Annotated in this window: 16 protein-coding genes; 8 read left to right on the forward strand and 8 right to left on the reverse strand. The window is 60.2% G+C overall.

Annotation, left to right across the window (positions count from 1 at the left end; all coding sequences use genetic code 11):
* Positions 1-125: 125 nt before the first annotated feature.
* Complete coding sequence (locus IPM54_24380; GenBank protein MBK9262928.1) at positions 126-1,529, forward strand: hypothetical protein; 1,404 nt, start codon at positions 126-128, stop codon at positions 1,527-1,529.
* Positions 1,530-1,595: 66 nt separating this feature from the next.
* Here the strand turns inward: IPM54_24380 and IPM54_24385 are convergent, their stop codons facing one another.
* From IPM54_24385 to IPM54_24400, 4 genes are all read right to left on the reverse strand, one after another.
* Positions 1,596-2,852: an efflux RND transporter periplasmic adaptor subunit gene (locus tag IPM54_24385; GenBank protein ID MBK9262929.1), complete on the reverse strand. Its 1,257-nt coding sequence runs from the start codon at positions 2,850-2,852 to the stop codon at positions 1,596-1,598.
* Positions 2,849-6,019, reverse strand: coding sequence for an efflux RND transporter permease subunit (locus IPM54_24390; protein MBK9262930.1), 3,171 nt, complete (start codon positions 6,017-6,019; stop codon positions 2,849-2,851). The genes IPM54_24385 and IPM54_24390 overlap by 4 nt, the downstream gene beginning before the upstream one ends.
* Before the next feature lie 257 nt (positions 6,020-6,276).
* On the reverse strand, positions 6,277-6,723 hold the full coding sequence (locus IPM54_24395) for a hypothetical protein (GenBank protein ID MBK9262931.1): 447 nt from the start codon (positions 6,721-6,723) through the stop codon (positions 6,277-6,279).
* 129 nt (positions 6,724-6,852) lie between these two features.
* Entirely contained in the window at positions 6,853-7,644 is a 792-nt protein-coding gene (locus IPM54_24400; protein ID MBK9262932.1) for a DUF4339 domain-containing protein, read from the reverse strand.
* 301 nt (positions 7,645-7,945) lie between these two features.
* On the opposite strand from IPM54_24400, the gene IPM54_24405 reads away from it, so the two are divergent.
* Together IPM54_24405 and cobA are read left to right on the forward strand one after the other, a co-directional pair.
* Positions 7,946-8,890, forward strand: a complete 945-nt coding sequence (locus IPM54_24405; GenBank protein ID MBK9262933.1) for a hypothetical protein — start codon at positions 7,946-7,948, stop codon at positions 8,888-8,890.
* 37 nt (positions 8,891-8,927) lie between these two features.
* Positions 8,928-10,502 carry a uroporphyrinogen-III C-methyltransferase gene (gene cobA, locus IPM54_24410; protein ID MBK9262934.1) on the forward strand — a complete coding sequence of 525 codons (1,575 nt, stop codon included), beginning with the start codon at positions 8,928-8,930 and terminating at the stop codon, positions 10,500-10,502.
* Here cobA and IPM54_24415 read toward each other — a convergent pair.
* From IPM54_24415 to IPM54_24425, 3 genes are all read right to left on the reverse strand, one after another.
* Positions 10,489-11,886, reverse strand: a complete 1,398-nt coding sequence (locus tag IPM54_24415) for a hypothetical protein (GenBank protein ID MBK9262935.1) — start codon at positions 11,884-11,886, stop codon at positions 10,489-10,491. The two genes, cobA and IPM54_24415, sit on opposite strands and share 14 nt — an antisense overlap.
* A gap of 47 nt (positions 11,887-11,933) precedes the next feature.
* Positions 11,934-12,494, reverse strand: a complete 561-nt coding sequence (locus IPM54_24420; GenBank protein MBK9262936.1) for a Crp/Fnr family transcriptional regulator — start codon at positions 12,492-12,494, stop codon at positions 11,934-11,936.
* 215 nt (positions 12,495-12,709) lie between these two features.
* A complete protein-coding gene (locus IPM54_24425) occupies positions 12,710-16,573 on the reverse strand; it encodes a hypothetical protein (protein MBK9262937.1) in 3,864 nt (1,287 codons plus the stop codon).
* 306 nt (positions 16,574-16,879) lie between these two features.
* On the opposite strand from IPM54_24425, the gene IPM54_24430 reads away from it, so the two are divergent.
* From IPM54_24430 to IPM54_24450, 5 genes are all read left to right on the forward strand, one after another.
* Complete coding sequence (locus IPM54_24430; GenBank protein MBK9262938.1) at positions 16,880-18,010, forward strand: AAA family ATPase; 1,131 nt, start codon at positions 16,880-16,882, stop codon at positions 18,008-18,010.
* Positions 18,011-18,012: 2 nt separating this feature from the next.
* Positions 18,013-18,924 (forward strand): hypothetical protein, encoded by a 912-nt coding sequence (locus IPM54_24435; protein ID MBK9262939.1) that lies wholly within the window; start codon positions 18,013-18,015, stop codon positions 18,922-18,924.
* Positions 18,925-18,996: 72 nt separating this feature from the next.
* Positions 18,997-19,581, forward strand: a complete 585-nt coding sequence (locus IPM54_24440) for a nitroreductase family protein (protein ID MBK9262940.1) — start codon at positions 18,997-18,999, stop codon at positions 19,579-19,581.
* 34 nt (positions 19,582-19,615) lie between these two features.
* Positions 19,616-21,430, forward strand: coding sequence for a thrombospondin type 3 repeat-containing protein (locus tag IPM54_24445; protein MBK9262941.1), 1,815 nt, complete (start codon positions 19,616-19,618; stop codon positions 21,428-21,430).
* A gap of 46 nt (positions 21,431-21,476) precedes the next feature.
* Positions 21,477-22,457: a hypothetical protein gene (locus tag IPM54_24450; GenBank protein MBK9262942.1), complete on the forward strand. Its 981-nt coding sequence runs from the start codon at positions 21,477-21,479 to the stop codon at positions 22,455-22,457.
* Here the strand turns inward: IPM54_24450 and IPM54_24455 are convergent.
* A complete protein-coding gene (locus IPM54_24455; protein ID MBK9262943.1) occupies positions 22,373-23,056 on the reverse strand; it encodes a TrkA family potassium uptake protein in 684 nt (227 codons plus the stop codon). The genes IPM54_24450 and IPM54_24455 overlap by 85 nt on opposite strands.
* Positions 23,057-23,147 lie beyond the last annotated feature (91 nt).

Here is a 23,147-nt window from a genome sequence, read left to right on the forward strand (position 1 = left end):
GCAATCGTTCACGTTCTATGCGCCATCCATGGTTCCATAGACGTTGTTACCGAGGGTCACTTTTACCTTGCAAAAGAGCATCGATCTCGTCCAAAAAGAGCTCGATGACTTCCGGCTTCTCGCCAATGACTCGACGCGTGGCCCTCGTCGCAGCCTTTCTGCTCGCAGCTCCCATCGCTTGCGGCAAGTCGAGGCAATCCGGCGCCCCTCCTATGCGAGCTGCCGGGGCGGCCCCTGAAGCTCCCTCGGGCTCCGCAGCGCAAGGATCGCTCGAGCCGAATTCGGACGAAGTAAAGCTTGAAGCGGCAGAAAGCTGGCGCCAAGAGCTCGGCCGCACTTCACCACGCCAAATCGCCGCGCTGCCCGGAGGAGGCTATGCCGTGGCCCTTTCGTTCTCCGCAACCGTGGCGATCGAAGCGCCGGATTCATCTTTGAAGCATTCGAGCGCCGGTGAGGACGATATTCTCGTAGTGGGCGTTTCCGAGGCGGGCGCTGTCCAGTGGGTCACGCGAATAGGAGGCGCGGGGGATGAAGAGGTCAAGGATCTCATAGCCTCGAAAAACGGCATTCACCTCGCCGTTCGAACCGATGAGCCACTTACCGTCGCGGGCCGCACGGTGGCACCGCGCGCTCCGCGATCAGGCGACGCGTTGGACTATCCACACATCACTGCGCTCGTGCGTTTGTCCGGGGCTGGGCAGCCGCTCGCGGTGGAAGCTCTGCCCAATGAGCCTCGCGAGGTGGTCATGGGCGCGCTCGAGAGCGGCGATCTCATCATGGCCGCATCGTTCACGGGGAAGGACGAGCTATTTGGTCACGCCGAAGTGCGCCGTGTGAGCCCCCATGGCGAAGTGCATTGGACACAGCATATTCCGGCCATCGAAGTCCACAAGGTGTTCGCCTGGCAAGAGCGCCTCGTATTGTCCGTTCGTGCCAACGCTCGGCTCGGCCTCTGGACACTCGATCCGGCGACGGGCGGCGTCATCCATAAATACGAAATCGAAAAACCCCTTGGCACAGGCGACTTGGGTACCATCGCAGGGGCGGTTTCCGATTCGAAAGGCGAACTGGTCGGGTTTGGCGAGACAGGTGATGACGTGATGGTCGATGGCCATCGCATTGCACGTCCGAGTTATGCCATTCAACCTTTTGCGTTGCGCGCTGGCGGGAATCAGGCCGTGCAATTCATTGAGGGGCCGGTTCTCACCGCGCGCGTGGTTGGCGTGGGCTTGGTTCGCACTCGCCCGGCTGCCGTGCTCGACGTCATCCACACCGGCGTCGACCCCCATTTGCATCGCGGGGTTTACGTTGGATTGCTCGGGGCCGCAGGGGTCGAGCTCGTGCCAGTCTTTCAGCAACGCTTTCGCAATGATGATTGGGAGCACGCACCTGCCGAGACGGTGCTGGGAAACCCGCTATCCGCGTATGCTGCGGTCATTGCCGGCGACAGTGCGGCAGTTCTCGGCCGCTGCGAACCAAACGCGAAGACGACCTGCCTGACCCGAATCGAATTGCGCCCGGCGCGATAGCGCCCGCACCGGCGCATGCGTCACGACGTCGCCTGCATTGCATCGAAAACTCGGTGTGACGTGCCCTCACTGCCCCACCACATTCACCTGCGCGCCCTCGCCAAGCTGCACACTCGCAAGCTTCACCACCCGCTCGGTCCCTTCCAGCCCCGTCGATACCAATATCGTCGTGCCCGCGTCTCGCTCGATCGTAATCGGCGCAAAACGAATCTTGCTGTCCGCATCCACAACGGCCACGCGCAATCCCTTCGAATCGTTGTATAACGTCGTCGCAGGCACCTCGAGCACCCGGTGCGGCAATGGCAACGTCAGCGATACCTCGGCGTACATGCCCGCCAATAACTTGTTGTCCGGATTCGGCACGCGCACCTCCGTGTTCATCGTCCGCGTCGCCATGTCGAGCGCCCCTGCCGTGCGCGCTATCGTCCCCTCGAACGATTGTCCCGCAAATTCACGCACCGTAATCGTCGCTTTTTCACCCGCCTTGATGCTCGGCGCAACATCCTGCGGAATACCCACGTAAACCCGCACCGGATCCGTCGCCGCAATGCGAAACAAAGGCGTCCCATTGCCCGCCGCAACCAATGCCCCTCGCTCGATCGTGCGAGATACCACCGTCCCCGCAAAGGGCGCCACGATTTTGGTAAAACTCTTCAATTCCCGAAGCCGCTGTATGTTCGCCGCAGCCGATGTCACCGTCGCCTTCGCCACCGTCACGCCCGCCGCGTCGATCCGCGCTTGCCCGCTCCGCTGATCGAATTCCTGCTGCGATGCCACTCCCGCTGGCAATAACTTCTCGGCGCGGTCCAAATTCGCCTTCGACAAATCACGGCTCGCCTCGGCCCGCAACAAATTCGCCTTGGCCTGCGCAAGCTCCGCACTCGCTCGCGTCAGCTCCTGATCGAGCTCGGGCGTGTCGATTTCCGCAAGAACCTGCCCCTCCTCGACCTTGTCGCCAATATCGACATTCCACTTGCGCACATATCCACTCACCCGCGGATAAATCACCGTCTCCTCGAGCGGCCGAATGCTGCCCGGTAAAACCAACGATCGATCACTCGATGTCACCTTCGGCGTGATGACCTCCACCCGAGGCGCCGCCCTTTCGGTCGACTTGACTTCCGCTTCGAGCGCCGCGCGAGCATTGCGCCGAGGCAAATACGTCAATGCGAAAACACCCCCGAGCACCACGGCAATGACCGTGCACGCTGCAATGACCTGCGCCCGCGAAAGCGACGCGGGCTGCGGCAAGTCAAAACCGAGATCATCGGCCTTCGGAGGGGCAGGGGACTCGCGGTTCGAAGGAGAATCGAGAGAGCTCATAACGACTCCGTCAGCGGATCAGTCTTGGGCGCCTTGTTGCGAAGAATGCTGTACATCACCGGCACGAAAAAGAGCGTCGTCACCGTGGCCAGAATCAAGCCACCAATGACCGCACGACCCAGCGGCGCGTTTTGCTCGCCGCCTTCACCAATTCCCAGCGACATGGGCAACATGCCAATGATCATCGCGAGCGCCGTCATCAATACCGGACGAAGACGCGTCATACCAGCCGCAAGCGCCGCCGTCGGAGCGTCTCGACCAAGCTTTCGCTGATCATTGGCAAACGTTACCACGAGAATGCTGTTCGCCGTGGCAACTCCAACACACATGATCGCTCCCATCAACGCCGGAACACTCAATGTCGTGTGCGTCAAAAAGAGCATCCACGCAATTCCTGCAATGGCGCCCGGAAGTGCCATCAGGATGACGAATGGATCGAGCCACGATTGGAAATTCACGACCATCAGCAAATACACGAGAACCACCGCGAAAAGCAGCCCATACCCAAGACCTCGAAACGACGATTCCATGCTGTCGACTTGCCCCGTGACGCTGACCTTCGTGCCGCGCGGCAAGTCCGGCTTCATTCCATCGACCATACGCGTAACGGCGCTCGACACCGAACCCAGATCGGTCCGCTCGACGTTCGCCTGCACGTCGTACGTTCGCGCGACGTTGTAGTGCGTGATGTTGACCGGTCCGACACCGCGCGAGACTTGCGCGACGTTCGAGAGCAGTTGCAGCCCGCCATCACGCGTCGAAAGCGGCGTCGCATTGAGCGCATCGACCGAGCTCATCGCATATTGAGGCGTCTGCACCGCCACGAGGTATTGCACACCTCGTTTGTCGAGCCAGTAACTCGGTGAAACAACGCCGCTCGACGATAGCGAGACCAAAAGATCACTTGCGACGTCGCGCTGAGAAAGCCCCATTTGATCCGCCATGGTGCGATCGACTTCAATCCGAAGCTGCGGACGCTTGACGACTTGCGCGAGGTGCACATCGACCGCGCCCGGGATTTTCTTCATCTTTGCCGCAATCTGCTCAGCGATTGCATACGTTTCTTCATCTTTGCCAATCGGTCCGACCACGCGAACGTTGATCGGCGCGGGTAAACCAAAGTTCAACACCTGCGTCGTGATGTCCGGCGCGAGAAAGAAGAACGTCGACTCGGGATACGACGTGTTGAGTTTGGCGCGGAGCTTCTGGACGTACTCTTCCGTGGGCTGATGGCCTTTCTTCAGCGAGATCAGGATCTGCCCATCGGCCGAAGAAATGAGCGCGCCTTCGCTGAGCGACAAGTTGATGCCGCTCGACGGGATGCCCAAGTTGTCGATCATCGTCTCGATTTCGCGCGGCGGGATGACTTCGCGAATGGTGTCTTCGATGCGAGCGATGCGGTGCTCGGTTTCCTCGAGGCGCGTTCCGGGCGCGCCGCGGACGTGAAGCTTGATGAGGCCCGCGTCGACGCGCGGGAAGAAGTCGCGGCCGATGAGCGGGAAGAGCGCGACGGATGCGGCGACGAAGACGAGGAACGCGGCGACGAACGGAGCTCGATGCGCGAGCGCGTAGGCGAGAAGGCGCCCGTAGGACGTGCGCAGCCGATCGAAGCGTCGGTTGAACGCGTCGAAGATGCGGCCGAAAAAACCCTTCGGCGCATGATGCGAGCTCGACGCGTGCTCATGCGCTTCGCGTTCGAGCATGAGGCGCACGAGCGTTGGAACGAGCGTTCGCGAAAGCACGTACGACATGAGCATCGCGAAGACGACCGCGAGCGCGAGCGGGATGAAGAGGGACTTCGCGGCGCCCGTGATGAACGCGACCGGGACGAACACGATGCAGATGCACAGCGTCGAGACGAACGCGGGGATGGCGATCTCTTGCGCGCCGTCGACGATGGCGCGGATGAAGGTCTTCTTTTGGCCGAGGTTTCGGTGGATGTTTTCGATGGCGACGGTCGCGTCGTCGACGAGGATGCCGACGGCGAGGGCCATGCCGCCGAGGGTCATGGTGTTGAGCGTGTGGCCGAGGGCGTCGAGGATGATGATGGAGACGAGGATGGAGAGCGGAATGCTGAGCACGACGATGAGCGTGCTGCGCCAGCTCCCGAGAAAGAGCAGGATCATGAGCGCCGTCAGCGCGGCCGCGATGATGGCTTCGTGGACGACGCCATCGACGGCAGCGCGGACGAAGAGCGATTGATCGAAAAGAAGCGTGGCCCGAATCTCCTTGGGCAGCTTTTCCATGGTGGCGGGCAGCATGTTGCGAATGCGCGAGGCGACATCGAGCGTGCTTGCGTTGCCGTTTTTCAGAATGGTCATCAGCACGCTGCGCTGGCCGCCCACGTGGACCATGCTTTGTTGGGGCAAGTTGCCGTCGCGGATGTTCGCGACGTCGCGGACGAAGATCGTTTTGCCGTCGACGGTTTTGAGCGGCAGTGCGCCAAGCTCTTCGAGCGCAGCGGGGCTCGAGTTCAGCAGCACGGGGTATTCGTTTTCCCCAATTTTCGCGGTTCCCGATGGAAGGATGACGTTTTGCAGGCCGATGGCGGCGCTCACGTCACGCGGCGAAAGCCCCCAGGCGTAGAGGCGTGCCGGGTCGATGTCGACCATGATTTGGCGCTGTTTGCCGCCATAGGGCCAGGGAATCTGCGTGCCTTTGATGGTGGCGATGTCGGCGCGAATGAAGTTGACGCCGTAATCGAAGAGCTGCTGTTCGCTCAAAGATTCGCTCTCCAGCGCGACTTGCATGATGGGCACGTTGGAGGCGCTGTATCGGATGATGAGCGGCGGGGTCATGCCGGGGGGCATTTGGCGGATTGCGCTTTGGGAAGCAGCGGTGATTTGCGCTGTCGCGGCCTCGATGCTCGCGCCCGGCTGAAGAAACACCTTGACGATTGCGATGCCCGTCAATGCTTGGCTTTCGACGTGCTCGATATCGTTGACGACCGTCGTGAGAAAGCGCTCGTAATTGTTGACGACGCGCTTTTCCATCTCTTCCGGTGGCAAGCCGCCGTAATTGAAGATGACGGAGATGACCGGGATGTCGATTTCGGGAAAGATGTCCGTCGGCATCCTTCGGATCGTGAACACCCCCATGAGGACGATGAGCATCGACATCACGATGAAGGTGTAGGGGCGCTTGAGCGCAGTGATGACGAGCCACATGAGCCGCTTCCTGATGCCTCCGAGGGGTTCGTTTTAGAAAGTGGAGGAATGAAGGCAAGACGGTTTTCCTCGTAGCACCATTTTCGCTCAATGCATCCAAAACATTGGCGGATGTATTTCGGCGTCGGGCCGGGTCAAAGAGTGTTTTCAAGCGCCTCGGGACTGCGACGTGCGACGATGTTGCAAGTCATGAAACAAGCTCATGAATTTGTCGTGGAGCTGCTGCGGGGCGAGCGTTCCGTTTGGAGAGCGCCGATTCAACGTTGCGCGGGCAAATTTCTCCCGCGCCGCTTTTCGATGTACGCGCGCGCTTCCGCTTCATTGGCGACCATGATCAATTCGCTGTGAGGGTCCCGGCCCAAATAGCGTCGGGCTCGGTCGATCATTTCCACCAGAATGCGGATGGCGAAGCTCATGCCATAACAGACGCTGACGGTGGCGTTGTCTTTCCCGCTGCGCTCGTGCAGGCATTTGCGAGTTTCGTCGTTCGTGCTTCCAATACGTGAAAGATCACAGATGACGAAAAGCGGAGACTTCCCATGACCGAATTCGTCCTGCCATGCCAAGATGCCGCGGAGCTGTTCGGCCGTTAAGGGCCCCATGAAACGAATCCCAAAGATATCCGGCGGCTCGATCCAGACGACATGTGGGCCGTAATGCCGCACGTGCGCGGGCTGCTCATTCTGCGTCGATGGCTCCAACATGCGGCCTAGGGTGGAACGTTATTCCAGGTCGCCTGGCGTGACAACCGTCGTTTCAATGCTCGCCGTCCGCCACGCGCACACCTGTGGTATTGGACTGCAAGCTCGACTGGTTTTTCCTGGTGCGGAGCTTCAATGCCAGGCGCCCGCGTCGGTTCGTGACACGAATGTGTCGACGAGCCGCTCGATGAGGACGAGCTCGCTTGCTTTGAGTTGTGGCCCTTTGCGTCCGACTTCGAGCACGGCGAGGAGGCGGCCGCCGACGATGATCGGGTGCATCGTGGCTGCTTCGCACTGGACGCCGAGCTGCGAGAGACGCTGGACGAGGGCTTGGCCGGCGGGTCCTGGAGCAGGTTCGGCGACGATGACGGTTCCTGCGCGCGCGAGGGCCATGACGGGATCGGTAAAACTCGTTTGCGTGCCAATCATGCTGCGAGAAAAAGGTCCGTGAGCGTATTGAACGACGGCGCCTTGATCGCCTACCACATGCAAAAGGGCAACGTCGACAACCAGATGGAGCACTGCGGCGTTGAGCAGAAGGTGCAATGCGTCATGCATGTCCGCCGCACCTTCGAGCGCATCGGATGGGTGCAGTTCTTCCGGCAAAAGCGGCCTTCCGGGAAGCGTGACGTCGTCGGTAGCGTCGTACATTTCCGGCATGGGGCCGTGATAGGGTGGTGTGGGAGCTGCCGAATCTGCGGCGGGTGGAAAGTTGACGAGCGCGACTTCCGACAGGGGTCGCCAAACGCGCCATGCTTCGTGCCTGACGTAGCTTTCGAGCGGCACTCGGCCTTCTTCGATGCCACGCGCGAGCAGTTCGAGCGCCACCGGGCCAACCGCCGTCGCCCCATCCGACACGTACCAGCGATCGGAATTCCCGACGGCAGCAAACTTAGCTTCGGCAAGCAACTTGATCGATCGCATCGACGCGGGCCCCTCTAGAAGAACTGAAGCGACGGGAATCTATGCGATGAATGCAGTGTGTCAAGTTCGTATCAGCGATGTGACACCGCTTTGTGCACGCTGAAAAATTGCGCACAAGTGGACGATTGGTAATCGAGTGGGTGGGCGAACGGCAGGATGGTATGGCGCCATCGCCATGGTCCATGCGTTATCCAGGTTCGGCATGACGAACCGATACGTATTTCTGAGACGAACCATGGGTGATACGAGACAAACATTTGTTTTGACAAACAGGTTATTCGGGCGTACCGATTTGTGACGCATGCTTCGCAATAGGTCTGATCAGTTTGGCAAGAATGTTTTGCGCGAGCTGCTATCGCTCGGGGGAGACGCGCGGACGGAAGAAGAAGTGCCGCCGGCGGACGCGCAACGCATTGATGTATGGTTTGTCCCAGACGCGGCGCGTCTCGGCGCTTTGCGGAGCATGAAGGGCACAGTGGCAGCGATTGCCGAGGCGCCGGCCGTGATCGAGCTTTGGAGCGATGCTTTGAGCGTGCGCGGGTTTCACGGGGGTATGCGCAAACTGTACGATTGGCACCATACGCTCGAATTGCGAGACAAACGCGTGTGGGAGCTACCGGCGTTGTGGCATCTGTGTGCGGGGTTGCCTGAGGCCGTGTTTGCTGAGTTTTTGCTGGAGCCCGTGCCTGATGGACACGGAGGATCGTATCGATTGTTGGATCAAGGGTTCCCGGTGTTCGTCGTGGTCATCTCCGAGCTTCCGCGGATACGCGAAACCCTGCTGCTTCGCTTGCTTGGTCGGTCGGCAGATCGCCTCGCCGCGATGGCCGAGCTGAAAGAGCTCGAAGCAGACGCGGTCGAACATCAGGTGGCGGATGAATGGCTGATCAGATTATACTCGGATCTGAAGAAGGCGGATCCGGCAACCCTTTCCGAAGAAGAACAGGAGTTTGTCATGGGTGAATGGCTGCAACAACGCGACCGGAAGTTGGTGGAAGCTGCCGTGGAAGTCGCGCGCCGCGAGACGCGCCGCGAGACGCGTCGTGAAACGCAACGCGAGACGCGCCGCGAGATCTTGCGTCCGCAACTAGAGATGCGCCTCGGTCGCGAACTGACGAGGAGCGAGTTGGCGGTGCTCGGCAAGCGCGTGCGCGAAGTAGCGGCAGATCAGTTGGCCACCATCGTGATGCAGTGGTCCCCCGCAGAGCTTGCGGCGTGGCTCGTGGCGACGAAAGACCAACGTTGACGCGCGACCTCATCGATTCCATCACCATCATCCGCTCGTGACTGCTTCTTCCAATACTCCAACACATCTCGGCATCGTCTACCTCGTGGGCGGCGGTCCCGGCGATCCGGGCCTCCTTACTCTGCGCGGCGCGGAGCTCATCGCTACGGCAGACGTGATTCTTCACGACGAGCTCGTTCACCCCGCGCTGCTCGACCATGCCAAACCCGATGCCGACGTGCGATTCGTCGGCAAACGAGGTGCCGACCGGTCGTCGAAACAAGCCAAACAAATCGCCATTGAAGAAGAGCTCGTGGCATTGGCGCGCGCAGGCAAACGCGTCGTGCGCCTGAAAGGTGGCGATCCTTTTCTTTTTGGCCGCGGGTCGGAGGAAGCCGAAGCGCTCGCAAAGGCCGGCATTCCCTTCGAAGTCGTCCCCGGCGTGTGTTCGCCGCTCGGTGCAACGGCCTACGCGGGGTTTTCCTTGACGCACCGAGAGCATGCGTCGAGCGTCGTCTTCGTCAGTGGAACGACGCGCGCGGGTAAACTCTACGATTTTGCAGAATTGGCAAGCATCCAAGGCACCATCTGCGTGCTCATGGGCATGCACAACATCGATGCCGTCACGCGAGGGCTCCTTGGCCCAGGAAAACGCGCCCCGGAAACGCCTGCCGCCGTCATTCAATGGGGCACATGGCCGAATCAACGCGTCGTCACGGGGAGGCTCGACGAAATTGCCGAACATGCTCGAGCGGCAAACGTCGGCAGTCCCGGCATTATCGTCGTCGGAGCGGCAGCAGCTCGACGCGACGACTTGCGCTGGTTCGATAAGATGCCGCTCTTCGGCAAACGAGTGCTCGTCTTGCGTCCACGCGATCAAGCCGATGACGTCGTGAACGTGATACGTCGTCGCGGAGGCGAAGCGTTGCATTGGCCGGCCATCGAAATCGTACCTCCCGCAGATGCTACACCCATGCAAGCGTTGGTGCAATCGCTCGGGGATTACGACGTCGTGGTTTTGACGAGCGAAAACAGCGTGGATCGCCTTTTCGATACGATTGCATCCGAAGGACTCGATGCGCGCGCTTTCGGCCGCGCCAAAGTTGCGGCCGTGGGAACGAGCACGATGGAAGCTTTGGCGAAACGCGGCATCCGAGCGGACATCGTGCCTCCGGAATTCCACGGCGAAAGCTTGGCAGAAGCCATTTTGGAAAATGACTCCGTCAAGCGACGTTTGTCGTCCCAATTGCCCGTTCGCGTCGCGTTTCCCAGGGCGCGTGTGGCGCGTGAAGTGCTCCCGGAAAAACTCCGATCAGCCGGGTGCGAAGTGACGCTCGTCGTCGCCTACGAAACGAAAAAGGCAGGCCCGGAAAAACATGCAGCGCTCGTGCAAATGCTCGAACAGCGGCGCGTGGACGTGATTTTGCTGTCTGCGTCGAGCACCGCGGATGCGCTCGCGGATGCGCTGGGTGATCGATTAATGGAATTGCTTTCTGGAGTTTTCGTGGCAAGCATCGGCGACATCACCACAGCGAGCGCCCGTAAACGCGGAATCGATGTGGCCGTCACGGCAAAAACGAGCACCATGGAAGGGCTCGTCCTGGCCGTCGAAGAGTCGCTCAAAGGATTCTGATGGCATTCGAGAAAACCCACGGGTATTCTCGGATGTACGTGTCCGGCGTTTCTCCCAAGTAGGGCCGCAAATGATTTGGCAGAATGCGGACTTCGACCCGGTACACGCCTGCTTCGGCCGAATCGATGCGAAGCTGGTCACCCTCGGCAACGACGGTCGTCGAGCCGTTCGCAATGCGTAGCAACTTCGTCGTGATGAGCGGTGTTTCGACGGCCGGATCCAGGTTCCACACGCGAGGCGCTTGGACGAAGAGCGTCGCGCCTTTTTTGGCTTGACCGCCCATTTCAACCACATTCCCCTCATCCTCCGCATGAAAATCGAATCCCGATGGGACGCCGATCACCTCGAATGCAACGTACGAGCGTCCCGCTGCAATCGCATCCTTGACCGTGGCCGGCGAAATGCCCCCGGAAACGAGCATCACGTTCGATATCCACCGCATGAGCCGGCGATAACTGTCTCCTCGTTCACCGTCACGCATGATGCCCGGAAAACTGTTTTCATGTACGTCTGTGCCAGTAATACCCGTCACGTGCCGTTCGGCGAGCATCGGATCCCATAATTGCCCATATTGCGGCAAATCTTGCAAAAATCCCAAAAGGGCCAAATCGGGCTCGGGTCCGTCTTCGTCTTGTCGCGCGAACGGCAATATCGAAGCCGCTCCCGCATATGGATCCAATCCAAAGTAGTCTTTCCGAATGTCCGGATCGATCGCCGCGTGAATGTTGAAGATTTCCACTCCATCCACCGGAATCGTTTTCAAATAATCCGGCGAGCGTGATTCGGTGTGCGCCAAAAAGACGAGCGCACCGACATCGTGCATCGCGTCCACCGTCGACGCTCCATCGCTTTCGTACATCGCTTTGCGCGTCTCGGCGTCGCCCGGCAAATGCTTTTCGATGCCGACCGTCATGAGGTCATTTTCATTGCCCGTCATGAGCATGACTTTGCGCCCGTCGGCGCACGGAATGAAATTGGCCATCGGCGCGCCATCGGCACCCTTTACGGGCTCGTCTCCGGGCTGAATGAAGAGAAGCTCGTTCATTTCGGCATACGCCATGTTCGCCGCGTGGTCGGTGAGGAAAACGAAGTCCTCGCCCGCTTCGCACATGCCTCGACGAAGGTGCTCGACGCACGTCGCATCGGGGTTGCCCATGGCGTCGAGACCCTCGCCGTCGCACCCGTCGTGCGAATACGGAGAATGACTGTGGATGATGCCGCGTGCCACGACAAACTCGCGCACGTTACCGAGTGACGATGATGACGGCGGTGCGAGTTTTTCCCACTTGCGCGGAGCGCTGGGCGCTGGAAGCACGTCGTCGCCGGTGCAACCAGTGAGCAGGATGGAGGCGAAGAGAAGGGGCAAGGCTGAAGAGCGCAACATGCGTCCGATGATATCGTGACGTGTGCGCCTGGAGGGATGCCGCCGCGTTACTTGCGCATCGCGAGAGCGTCTCGGTCGACGACGATGAGCTTGCGGCCCGCCGTCGCCAAGAGTCCCTCGCGACGCAACACGCCAAGCGTCACGGTGACCGTTTCACGCGTCGAACCAATCGCTTTTGCGATCTCGAGATGCGTGATCGGTGCGGAGATCACGGTGCCCCGCGCATCCGGCACACCCCAACGGCTCATTGCTTGAAGCAGGAACTCGACGACGCGCCCTTCGACGGGACGGAAGAGCAGCGACGTCAGCCGCTCTTCAGCCTCGGCCTGACGCTGAAGCACGGTGCTCACGAGCGCTTGCATCAGCGCCGGATCGTCGCGAAGCAATGCCGTCGCCGTGCTCGTTGGGACTCGCACGACGTCGCAATCCTCCATCGCGATGACGTTCTCCGTGTAGCTCTCCATGCCCACCAAGGCCGACTCGCCCGCCATGTCACCGGCGCCGCGATAACCGAGTGGCAACACGTCGCTCGACAAAAGCGAGCGCTCGACCCGAGCCCGACCACGCGCGAGAACCACGATGGCATGGGCACTCGAACCTTGCTGCACGACGGGCTTGCCGCGCGTCGTGGCATCGAACGAAGCTGCGTTTGTTGCTGCTTCCACTGTCGTAGGAGATGCAGACTTGAACAAAGCGCACGAAATCAACGCACTCTGTATGCGTCCTTTGCGCGCACTTCCATCAGTCAGAGCGTACTGTTCTTGGTTGCTGGTCATCATGGACATCCAGCAATACCACACTGTTGGATGTGAAGGCGAGAACGCTAACGTTGTCGCAGCGAAATCACGATGTCCTTGCGAAGAGCCGTTTCAGCTTCCCGGACAAAAGCTTGGAACATCGAATACGCGTCGGGCTGAATGCGACCCGCGGGAATTCCGACGACGCGGTCGAAGACCAACATCTCTTGCTCGATGCGATCACTCACTTGCGTCAACCGAGTGCCGTCGTTGCTCTTCGTCGTCAAAAGGTTGCTCGTGACCCGAGCTCCTTCGGGCAGTTTGATGCGCAAACGCACCGTGGAGAACATGGCCGACTGCTCGGAGATGTACAGCGGCGTCTCGCGTGACGGGAGCGAAGCGAGTGCGCCGAGACGAACCGTGAACGGCGGAGAAATGACGATTTCGCTTCCGTTGACGCGCGCAAAGTCGTTCATCTCGAGGTTCATCGCCAGGATGAGCGGTGCATCGAGGTCCGAGAGGTTCTTGACGTCGAGCTTGCGTAGGATGGCTCCAGGGAGTGCTTGGCCCACGAGCCGCGTTTCGATTGCTTCTTCGCGTTGCGCGTCGGGGAGGTTCTCGAGCGCCGTGCGCAGCATGATCGCGAACTTGCCTTCGTAGCGTTGTTCGAGGTCGAGCACGGCCGAGCCGTCGCTGCGCAGATCCACAGTGCCTTCGTAGGTCACTCCGTCGGGCGATCCCGTGGTCGGCGTGGTCTCGCGCGGCGCACCTTTGGCGAGCACGACAGCGGGCTGGCCACGCAGCGAGCTTGGGAGGTATCCGTACGGGGCAAACTTGTCGCGAACGACCATCCAGCGCGGGCCGCGTTCGGTGCCGATACGAACGGCCAGCGCGTTGAACGATTCCGCCTCGCTGAACGGCCCGCGAGACGGCGCCGTGAGGCGATCGCGAACCATGCCGATGGTTGCATCGATGCCCAGCAAACGGCAGAGGTACAGGAACGCTTCGGTGCGGTTTCCGCTCTTTCCCAAGACGATGCGACGTCCGTCGTCTTCGCGCCCTTGTTCGACGTTCGCGAGCACCCAGCGGTAGACGCGCCGTGCTTGCTCATCGACCGATGCAGGCTTCTTCGCGGTCGTTTCTCCATCCGGTGCGGCGCCCGTGACGATGCTCTCCGCGATGCGCACGAGACGCGGATCGCGCGGTGTTTCGTCGGATGCAGCGTCGACCATCCGCGCGATGGTGTCTTCGAGGTTGATGCCCCAGCCCACGCGAACGTTGGGCAAGAACTCTTGCAGCGGAGCGCTCGCAGGCTCTTGCGGAAGCGCGGGGCTCTTGTCGACACGGAACCGGCGCGTCGTGAACGCTCCGTTTTCCGTGATGACCGGCGTTGGCACGTTGCCGGACGATTCGACGTCCATCGGCCGGTTTTTCGGCGAAATGACGACGAATTCGCTGCGGTAGTACGGAATCTTTTCTTCCCGGAAAAACCACCTCGGCCCTTCGAATGTTCGCCCGCCTTGGCCATCACCACGCAGCGTGTACAAAGTCTCCGTCTCGATGAAGTCGCCTTCTTCGAGGTGCGGCATCGTGACCGTGGGTTTGCCTTCGACAAACTCCGGCTCGAGCACTCGGCCGTCTTTCTTGATCGTTCGCAGGCGTAGAATCAGCCCCCGGGGCAAACGTTGCTCGGCGTGTTCTTCGATGCCTTCGCGCGACTGAATGCGGATGATCTCGTGCTCCAGCATGCGCGCCGAACCATCGCCATGCACCCAAAGCGCCGAATAATCGAGCACGCGCGCAGCCGTTCCCGGCATCGTCGTTCCCGACGCTTCGAACTCCGTGATCACCTTCTTGCCGTCGATGCGATACGGCGTGAGCTCCGTCGTGCCTTCGACCAGCTCGATCGCATCACGCAGCGCGTCCGTGTCTGCGCCCGTTTGAATCGCTTCGATGAGCGCCGTGCGCAGAGCGCCTCGATCGCCCCGCGCCATGCGCGCATCGGCGAGCGCCATGCGTGCCGATGCACTCGTCGGATCCTTGCGCACGGCGCGTTCCAGGCCTTCGAGCGATTCACGCTGCGCGCCCGCTCGCGTGAGCAAGTACGAGATGCGTGCAGCGATGTCTTTGCGATCTTTGCGCGTCTTGCCAATCGTCTCGAGCTCGCGAATCGCCGCGCCGAAGTCACGCCTTTCGAGCGCGCGGTCGAGCGCGATTTCCGCGTCCGGATCGAGCTCGGTGATGCGCGCTGCGACCTTGTCCGCTTCGGCCACGTCGCCGCGGTCATCGTGCAGGTTGAGCAGCGCTCGGAGCGCTTCGACATCGTCCGGAAATCGCGCCGCGGTTTCTCGCACCGTGCGCGCATGCTCCACGTTCCATCCGATGCGCGCGTACAGTTGTCCCAACGCTTTCAGGATGTCCGGAACTTCGCGGAAGTGATCCGCGAGCTGCGCGATTTTCGTCGCAGCTTCCGTGGGACCGAGTTTGTCCACTTCATCGAAGGCAAGCCACAAGCGAGGCCACCAAAGCTCGGGATCTTTGGCGGAAGCGCGTGCGCGGATGTCTTTGACGAGGTCGCGCGCGTCGTTCGGCACGAAGACCGGGTCTTTCTCGACAAACACGGCTTGAGCGGCGAGGGCCGATCCGGTTGCTCGAGCGGGGTCTTTCACGAGCGGTTCGAGCAGCACGGAGGCCACGTCGTCTTGGCCGTCGACGTGGGCGAGCCACGCTGCGAGGAATCGCGAGATGGGATCGTTCGTATCGCGAGGTGCGGCGGGACGAACCGCGCGCGGGGCTGGGGCAACGCCGAGCGCGTGCAGGAACGGTTCGAGAACGTTTGGATCCGTAAGAATGGTGGGTGGGGTCAGGACGTACGGGGGAGCAGGATCGTCCGACGTTTCGATGCCGAGCGGGTGGCCGTCGGGGCGCAGGAGCCGGATGGCGGTGCTCGTGCTGCCGACGCGTGCGAGGATGCGATGGCGGCCTTTGGACAGGCGCATGTGCACGCCGAAGCGAGGCCAGACGCCCCACTCTTTGGGATCGCGCATGAGGACCTCGACGTCGTCGACGAAGAGGGCGAGCACGGCTTGTACGGCGATGACGACTTCGCGTTCGGCGGGCAGATCGAGGAACGTTTCGGTGTAGAAGATGCCGCCTTCGGTGGGATCGGCGGGGCTGAAGTGGCAGCCGGTTCGTTCGGTCGACAGCACGCGTGGAGGCGTCGATCGGCGCGGGCTTTTTGCGAAGACGCGGGGCCAAGGTCCTGGTTTTTCCGCGTCGTAATGCTCGCGGTGATCGCTGGCGCTCATGTTGCCGAAGGGCCCTGCGAGGCGCGCCTTCGTGACGCATCCGAACCGTTCGGCGATGCGGTCTTGCGAGTCTTTTCCAGGTGTGGGCGGTTCTTTGCGCAGCCCATCGGCGCTCCACCATTCGGCCAGGGCGCCGCGCGCGCGCCAACCGATGAATCCTGGCTGATCGAGCGACTTTTCCACGGTGGGACGAGCGGTGTCCCAGAGGTTTGTCACACTGGAACGAAGGCGCAGCAGGTTGTTCGCGGCAAACCACGCGACCATGGGCGCATCCGGGTGATCGGTCGTGCGCGCGGCGTCGATGGCATCGAGGTACGCGAGCGCTGCGGCTCGAAAGCGCCCGCGCGAATCGTTGTCGAAGCCTTTCGCGAGCGATGCGTAGAGGCCCTTGTTGTTCGCTGCTTTTTCGAGCGCGGTGCGGGCCTCTTCTGCGCGTTTTGCTTCCCCGCCTGGCACGAGCAGCTCGCCGAGCAGCCATCGTCCGAGGGCTTCGCCGTCTTGCTGTTGCGTTGCACCAGCGCGGAGCATTTCGATGGGTGTCGCGGGCGGTTTTGGCGCGGACGAGCCGCAAGCGCCGACGGCGAGGGCGAATGCCGCGGCGAGGACGAAACGCGCTGCGTGAGCGAGGGGGCGAATGCGCATGACGCAGGGGGTTTAGCGCGGGTGAAGGGAGGATGCGAGAGGTGGCGAACGAAGCGTGCGTGGCGGGTGGGGAGGGAAAACAGGGGAGTTGGTGGTTGGCCGTGCAGGGGAATGGTGTCCGTTGGAAAATGAATTGGTTTGGCGGAGTATTAGCGAACTGTTTACCCGTGTAAGAGTTGCAAGCACCGTGAAGGTATCCCGGTCTTTGGTCGAGAAATAGGGGTCGCTTTTTCTGGGGTCCGGGGTAGTCTATGGTAACGTTCTGCCGCTTCTTACAAGACCCGAATCTTGCATCACGAAGAGACCATGTTCACGCTACACGCCACAAATTTCCGGGTCTTGCGTCATTTCTGCTGGCCTCTTCGTCCAGGTGTTTCTGTCCTGAGCGGTGCCAACGGGAGCGGCAAGACAACGACTCTTCTGCTGCTCAAGGTGCTTCGAGCAGCATTCGATCGAGGTTTACCAGAAGCCATCTCGGCCATTGGTGGCAGTCACAACCTGCGAAACCACGAGGCTGCCAGCGATGAACCGATAGAGATCGGGATTGATGTGGCAGACTTGTCTTGGCGCGTTCGGCTCGTGCCACGTGGTGCGACTGTGGATTACGTATCCGAGGAACGTCTTGCTCGGCGTGATGAGACCATCGTGTTGCGCGATGCGCTTGGAAATTTCTTTTATCGGGGTGAGCGAAAAGAGCTTGGGGTATCCGCCGCAAGGCAGCTTGCGCTGCGATGGAGTTCCGACAACTATCCGGACGATCAAGAAATCGAATGCGTTGCAGAGGTGGTTCGGCGCATTCAGGTCTTTTACGATCCAGACATTCGTGGGTTGCGAGAATCCGGTTCCAAAGCGACCGAAAACCGTCACCTACACACCCATGGCCGGAACGTTCTGACGATGTTGCGTGATTGGCGTGATCGGCGTGAAGACAGAGTGCGATTCGATTTCGTCGATCGCGGACTTCGAACAGCGTTTCCGAGCGTTTATGATGGCATGGATTTCGAGTCGGGCCAGACGATTTCCGCGCGTATTTATCGTCCTGGTGACGAAATGCCAATCCCAATATGGCAGGAGGCCAATGGTGTCCTCATGATGATGGTGCATCTGGCTGAAGTTGCGTCGGCGGATCGTCACGGTTTCGTCGCTATTGACGAGCCGGAGACTGCGCAGCATCCGTTTGCAATTCGATGCTTTCTACGTGCGGCGCGTGCTTGGGCCAAGCAGCGTGACGTATCAATTGTGCTGACGACCCATTCGCCTGTGTTGCTCGACGAGTTTCGTGCCGAACCCGAGTGTATTTCAGTTCTCGAACGCTTGGAAAATCGCGACGAGAATACGCTGCCCGTGCAACTGGACAAATTGCATGATCGTGAGTGGCTTGCAACTTACACGCTAGGCGAGCTTTATGTTGCCGGCGAATTTGCTGCCAACGAATAAACATGAAGAGGATCCTGCTAATCGTTACAGGCGACCTGGAAAAGAAAGCGCTGGCGGATTCACTCGAGCGACTATTGAGAGCTTCCGGATGTGATGTTGAATTCGATCCGCCCTTGAAGGTCCCTGCCATAACGACGACTCCGTTGCCTGACCCCTCAGCTTCCGCGATTCCGACAGCGGTGCGCAATATGGCCAAGGCGCTCGTGGAAGAGGCCTTGCGCGGTCGTCGTGGGAACCCGCCGGATCTCGTTATCGGCATCGATGATCTGGAACTTGCAAACGTGGCACGACCAAACGTCGTCATAGCATGGATAAAAAGAGGTGTGAACGCGAGAATTGACGAGCTCTATCCATCCCAGGACGCAAATTCACGAGTGCGTGCGATTCTGCGCGACCGTTGCTCGTTTCACCTCCTTGTCCCCATGGTGGAATCGTATTTCTATGGGCACCGCGCAGCATTGACGGCTGCGCGCGTGGCACTCTCGACGCCTGTTTACCGTGTCGGCGACGATGTGGAAGCATTCGAGACCGATGATCCTGAATTCCTACGCATCGCAATCGCCGCGAATGAAAAGAAGCGATCAAAGAACATCGATTGGTGGTTCGAGGAACGGCACCCAAAAAACTATCTTGATTTCCTCATACAACGGATAGAGAATGCGTTGCCATATGATGAATTGAGTGACGGTGGGAAAGCCTTCGGCGCATTGGATTGGCCGACCGCCGCACACGAAGTGCTGGCTGCAAGAGCGTCGACGACACCACCTCAAAATATGGCGTTTGCTCGCGCACTATTTGAAGACCTCGCTGAATTCTTCAGCGTCTTGAATCCGCTTGGGCAAGGAACCCCACACTACCTCACATACCCGACAAAGCGAGTTCGGCGCGAGGCATTGACACTGCGTAACCTGTGATTCGACCTTCGTCAATCGCGTTGAACTTCAGAGTAGCCAAACCTTCCCGCTTGCGTCATGCTCGGCCCCACCATGACGCGAACGCTCGAACATCCCGCCGATCCCCAATTCATTCGTCGCACGTCACCTCGAGCAATGAACGGCGAGCCGCTTACGCTCGGCGAGCTATTGCCGCTTTTCGAGGCTGCGCGATGGGCCCCGTCGTGTGCCAACAGCCAGCCGTGGCGCTTTGTTTTTGCGCTCGCGGGCACGCCCGCTTTCGACGCGCTCTTTGCGACGCTGGCGTCCGGAAATCAGGCGTGGGTGAACCGGGCCGGAGCATTGGTGCTCGTTTGTGCGAATACCATCATGCCCGATGGAAAGCCTTCGCCGACGCCTGCATTCGATGCGGGGGCGGCGTGGATGAGTTTTGCGCTGCAAGGCAGCTCCTCGGGGCTCGTCGTCCACGGCATGGCCGGTTTCGATGCCGCGCGTGCGCGTGACGCAGCGCACGTGCCCGAGGACCACTTGGTCATCATGATGATTGCCGTGGGAAAGCCGGGTAAAGTCGAGGACTTACCGGAACGCTATCGAGCGCGTGAGGTGCCGACGCCGCGTCAATCGGTCGAATCATTCATCATCGAAGGTTCATTTCGCGCAGATAAATCAACAGGCTGATAGAATTTGGAGCGACACTCGCTGCATTCATGATATGCAGTGGCGTGCTGCAAAGCCTTATCGTCCGGAGGACTTCATGCGTAATCGTCGACGCGCGGTGTTCTCGTCTCTCGCCGTAGCAGGGTTCTGTGCCGCAGGAGTGTTGTGCCTTTCACCGAAGCTCTCGTGGGCGCAGCAGGGCAATCGAGCGCTCCTGTTTTGCGGCGATGGTGGATCGAGCATTTGCGGCGAAGGCACGGGCCAGCTTTCGCTGGCGTTGTTGAGCGCCGGGGCGGCAGGCGTCGATCAGAGCACGACGCTGTCGAATCTCCCCGACTACCGGATGATCTTCGTTTTCGTGCCGACGACCGGGCTGCAATCGGCAAACCTCACGGCGATCACCAATTTCTACAATGCCGGCGGTGCGATTATTGGTATCAGTGAAGCTGCTGGATATAGCAGTGGTATCAATGGCCACATGAACGTGCTTTCGAATGCACTCGGCTTCGGTAGCATGTTCAATGCGACGGAATTCGACAGCGGATGTCCCAAGACGGGCACTCCAGTTTCCGGACACCCGCTCATGAATGGCGTCATGTCGTTCCAGCATGCCTGGTCGGCGTCGGTCACGGGTGGAACGCTGCTTGCGCGCGGTCAATCGAACCAAGACATCTTGCGCGTACAGGACCGATTCGTTGCCAGTGCCGATTCGACGATGTTTACCGATACCTGCACGACGAGTCCGTATTCGCAGACGGGTAACATTCAATTCTTCAAAAATCTGTGGAATGTGTATGCCACGTCTGTCGACACCGACAATGACGGAATCGTCGACGACATGGATAACTGTCCCACGGTTGTCAATCCGATGCAGGAAGACAACGATGGAGACGGTCAAGGCGACGTTTGCGATCCGGACGACGACAACGATGGCGTCATGGATGTGGCGGACAATTGCCCGCTCGTGGCGAATGCCGACCAAACGGACACCGAAGCAGATGGTTTCGGCGACGCGTGCGATCCGGACGACGACGATGACAGCGTGCTCGATGCCATGGACAATTGCCCGCTGGTTGCCAATTCTGATCAATTGGATACGGACTCCGACGGCATGGGGAACGAATGCGACGCCGACGACGACAACGACATGATCATCGACGGCATGGACAATTGCCCGCTCATCGCGAACATGGATCAACAAGATACCGATGCCGATGGATCGGGTGACGTGTGCGATGACGACGACGACGACGACGGCATCGTCGACGGCATGGATAATTGCCCGCTCCTCGCCAATCCCGACCAGGTAGATACGAACGGCAATGGGCAGGGCGACGTGTGCGATGACGACGACGACAGCGACGGCATCGTCGATGTTATGGACAATTGTCCGTACGCGCCAAACCCGAACCAAGAAGATACCGATGGCGATGGCATCGGCGACGCGTGCGATCCGGACACCGACGGTGACGGTGTGGACACCGGGATGGACAATTGTCCAATGGTCGCGAATCCGGGGCAAGAAGACACCGATGGCGACGGAGTCGGCGACGCTTGCGACGATGACGACGACAACGACGGCATCCTCGACAATGACGACGATTGCCCGACCGATCCCGATCCGGACTGTGGGCAAGGTGGCGCCGGTGGTGCTGGCGGCGCTGGTGGCAATGGTGGTGGTGCTGGCGGTGCTGGCGGAGACGGCGGCAGAGGTGGCGAGGGCACTGGCGGCAATACCGTTGGCGAAGCCGGCGGGTGCGATTGCAGAATCGACGCAAATGCTTCGCCTCGCGGACCAGCGTCCGGCGTGATCGTCGTGCTCGGCGCATTCGTCGCTGCATTGCGCCGACTGCGGCGTAAAACCGGCTGAGCATCGTCATCCACGGACAGGCCGGCGCCTCCCGCAGGCACTGGCCTTGTCCACGTGCCGACTGCTCCTATCCTGCGAAGCGCTCGACATCCGCTTCCACATGCGGTATGGCAAGCTTTGGCTTTCACCAAACGACATCCTCATGAAAATCGATTGCGCCGAATGTGGAACTCGGATCCTCGCCGAAGACGTCGACCTGCCCACATCCATGGCCAAGTGCCGCAATTGCAATGCGGTGTTTTCGTTTGCCGATCGCGTGCGCGTGCGGCGCTCCGCACCCATCGCTCAGCGCGAACGAGTACGAGCTCCACGCCCCCAAGGTATCGTGGTGCGCGAGACCGAAGCGAAGCTCACCGCGCCTGGTTATCGCAATGCTCCGAAGAAAGACGGCTCGATTACCATCATTCGTCGCTGGTTCGCCCCGCACTTCATCTTCCTCACGTTCTTTTGCATTGCCTGGGACGCGTTCCTCGTATTCTGGTATTCGACCGCCACGAAAGGTCCCGGCCCGTTTGCGATCATTGCAGTCATCTTTCCGATTGCTCACGTCGCCGTCGGGGTGGGGCTCACGTATTACACCCTTGCAGGGTACGTCAATCGCACCACGTTTCACCTCGATACGCATTCATTCACGGTGCGCCACGCACCCCTTCCGTGGATAGGAAACCACACGCTTGCACGGGAGGACATCAAACAACTTTATTGCGAGGAACAGATCAGCCAAGGCAAAAACGGCACGAGCCGTTCGTTTCACTTGTCCGCCATTCTCGCCGACGGACAAAACATTCGTCTTGCTTCCATGCCCGTCGACCAAGCAAGGTACATCGAAGAGCTGCTCGAAGAACGATTGGGCATTAGCGATATGTCCGTACCGGGGAAGCTGGCTGAGCGGCAAGGTTGGTGGCAGCCCGTTGAATTATCAGCAGATAAATCGACGGGCTGTCAATCCCCGACCTCGTGCACGAACCTCTGCATCATGTCGTTTTCCCCGACCAAGAGCAGCGTATCGCCGTCTTTGATGACGTAGTCCGGACTGGGAATTTCGAGTTTCGGTGGACCCTCGGTCACGCCCGCAGCATGCGAGCGGACGCCAAGGACGTTGATGCTGTAGCGCCGACGAATGGCGGCATTCGCGAGCGTTTGTCCGACGAGCACGCCGTGCGCGACCCAAGGCACCACGCGGTAATGGCTCGCAAGCTCCAGTAAGTCTTGCGCGAGTGGCGTCGTAATGTCCGCGCCTACCCGCGTCCCCATTTCTTTTTCGAGCTGAATGACGCGATCGACGCCGATGGTACGCAAAATGTCGGCCTGCCTGTCCGTCGCCGCGCGCGCGATGATTTCCTTGACGCCGAGACGCTTCAACGATGCGGCGCAGAGCACCAGCGGCTCGAAATGTTCGGCAAATGTGAGGACCGCAATGTCGACGTATTGCGCGCCAATCCCCTCGAGGACCTTGGGGTTCGTTGCATCACCAACGAATGACGCCGATGTTTTGTCCTTGACAGCATCGACGGCATCCGCGTCGTCGTCGACTGCAATGACCTCGGCGCCCTGTTTCCAAAGGGTCTCGACAATCGCAGTCCCGAACCGGCCGAGACCGATCACGAGTACACTCTTGGCTTTCATGGCAATTGGTTGCGCCGAGCTTGCCACAAAGGGGGCGGCGAGAGCCAGTTCTCGTGTGAAAATAGCATGATCGGCTTGACAGTCGACGAAT

The organism is Polyangiaceae bacterium (assembly GCA_016715885.1).
Lineage (GTDB): Bacteria > Myxococcota_A > Polyangia > Polyangiales > Polyangiaceae > Polyangium.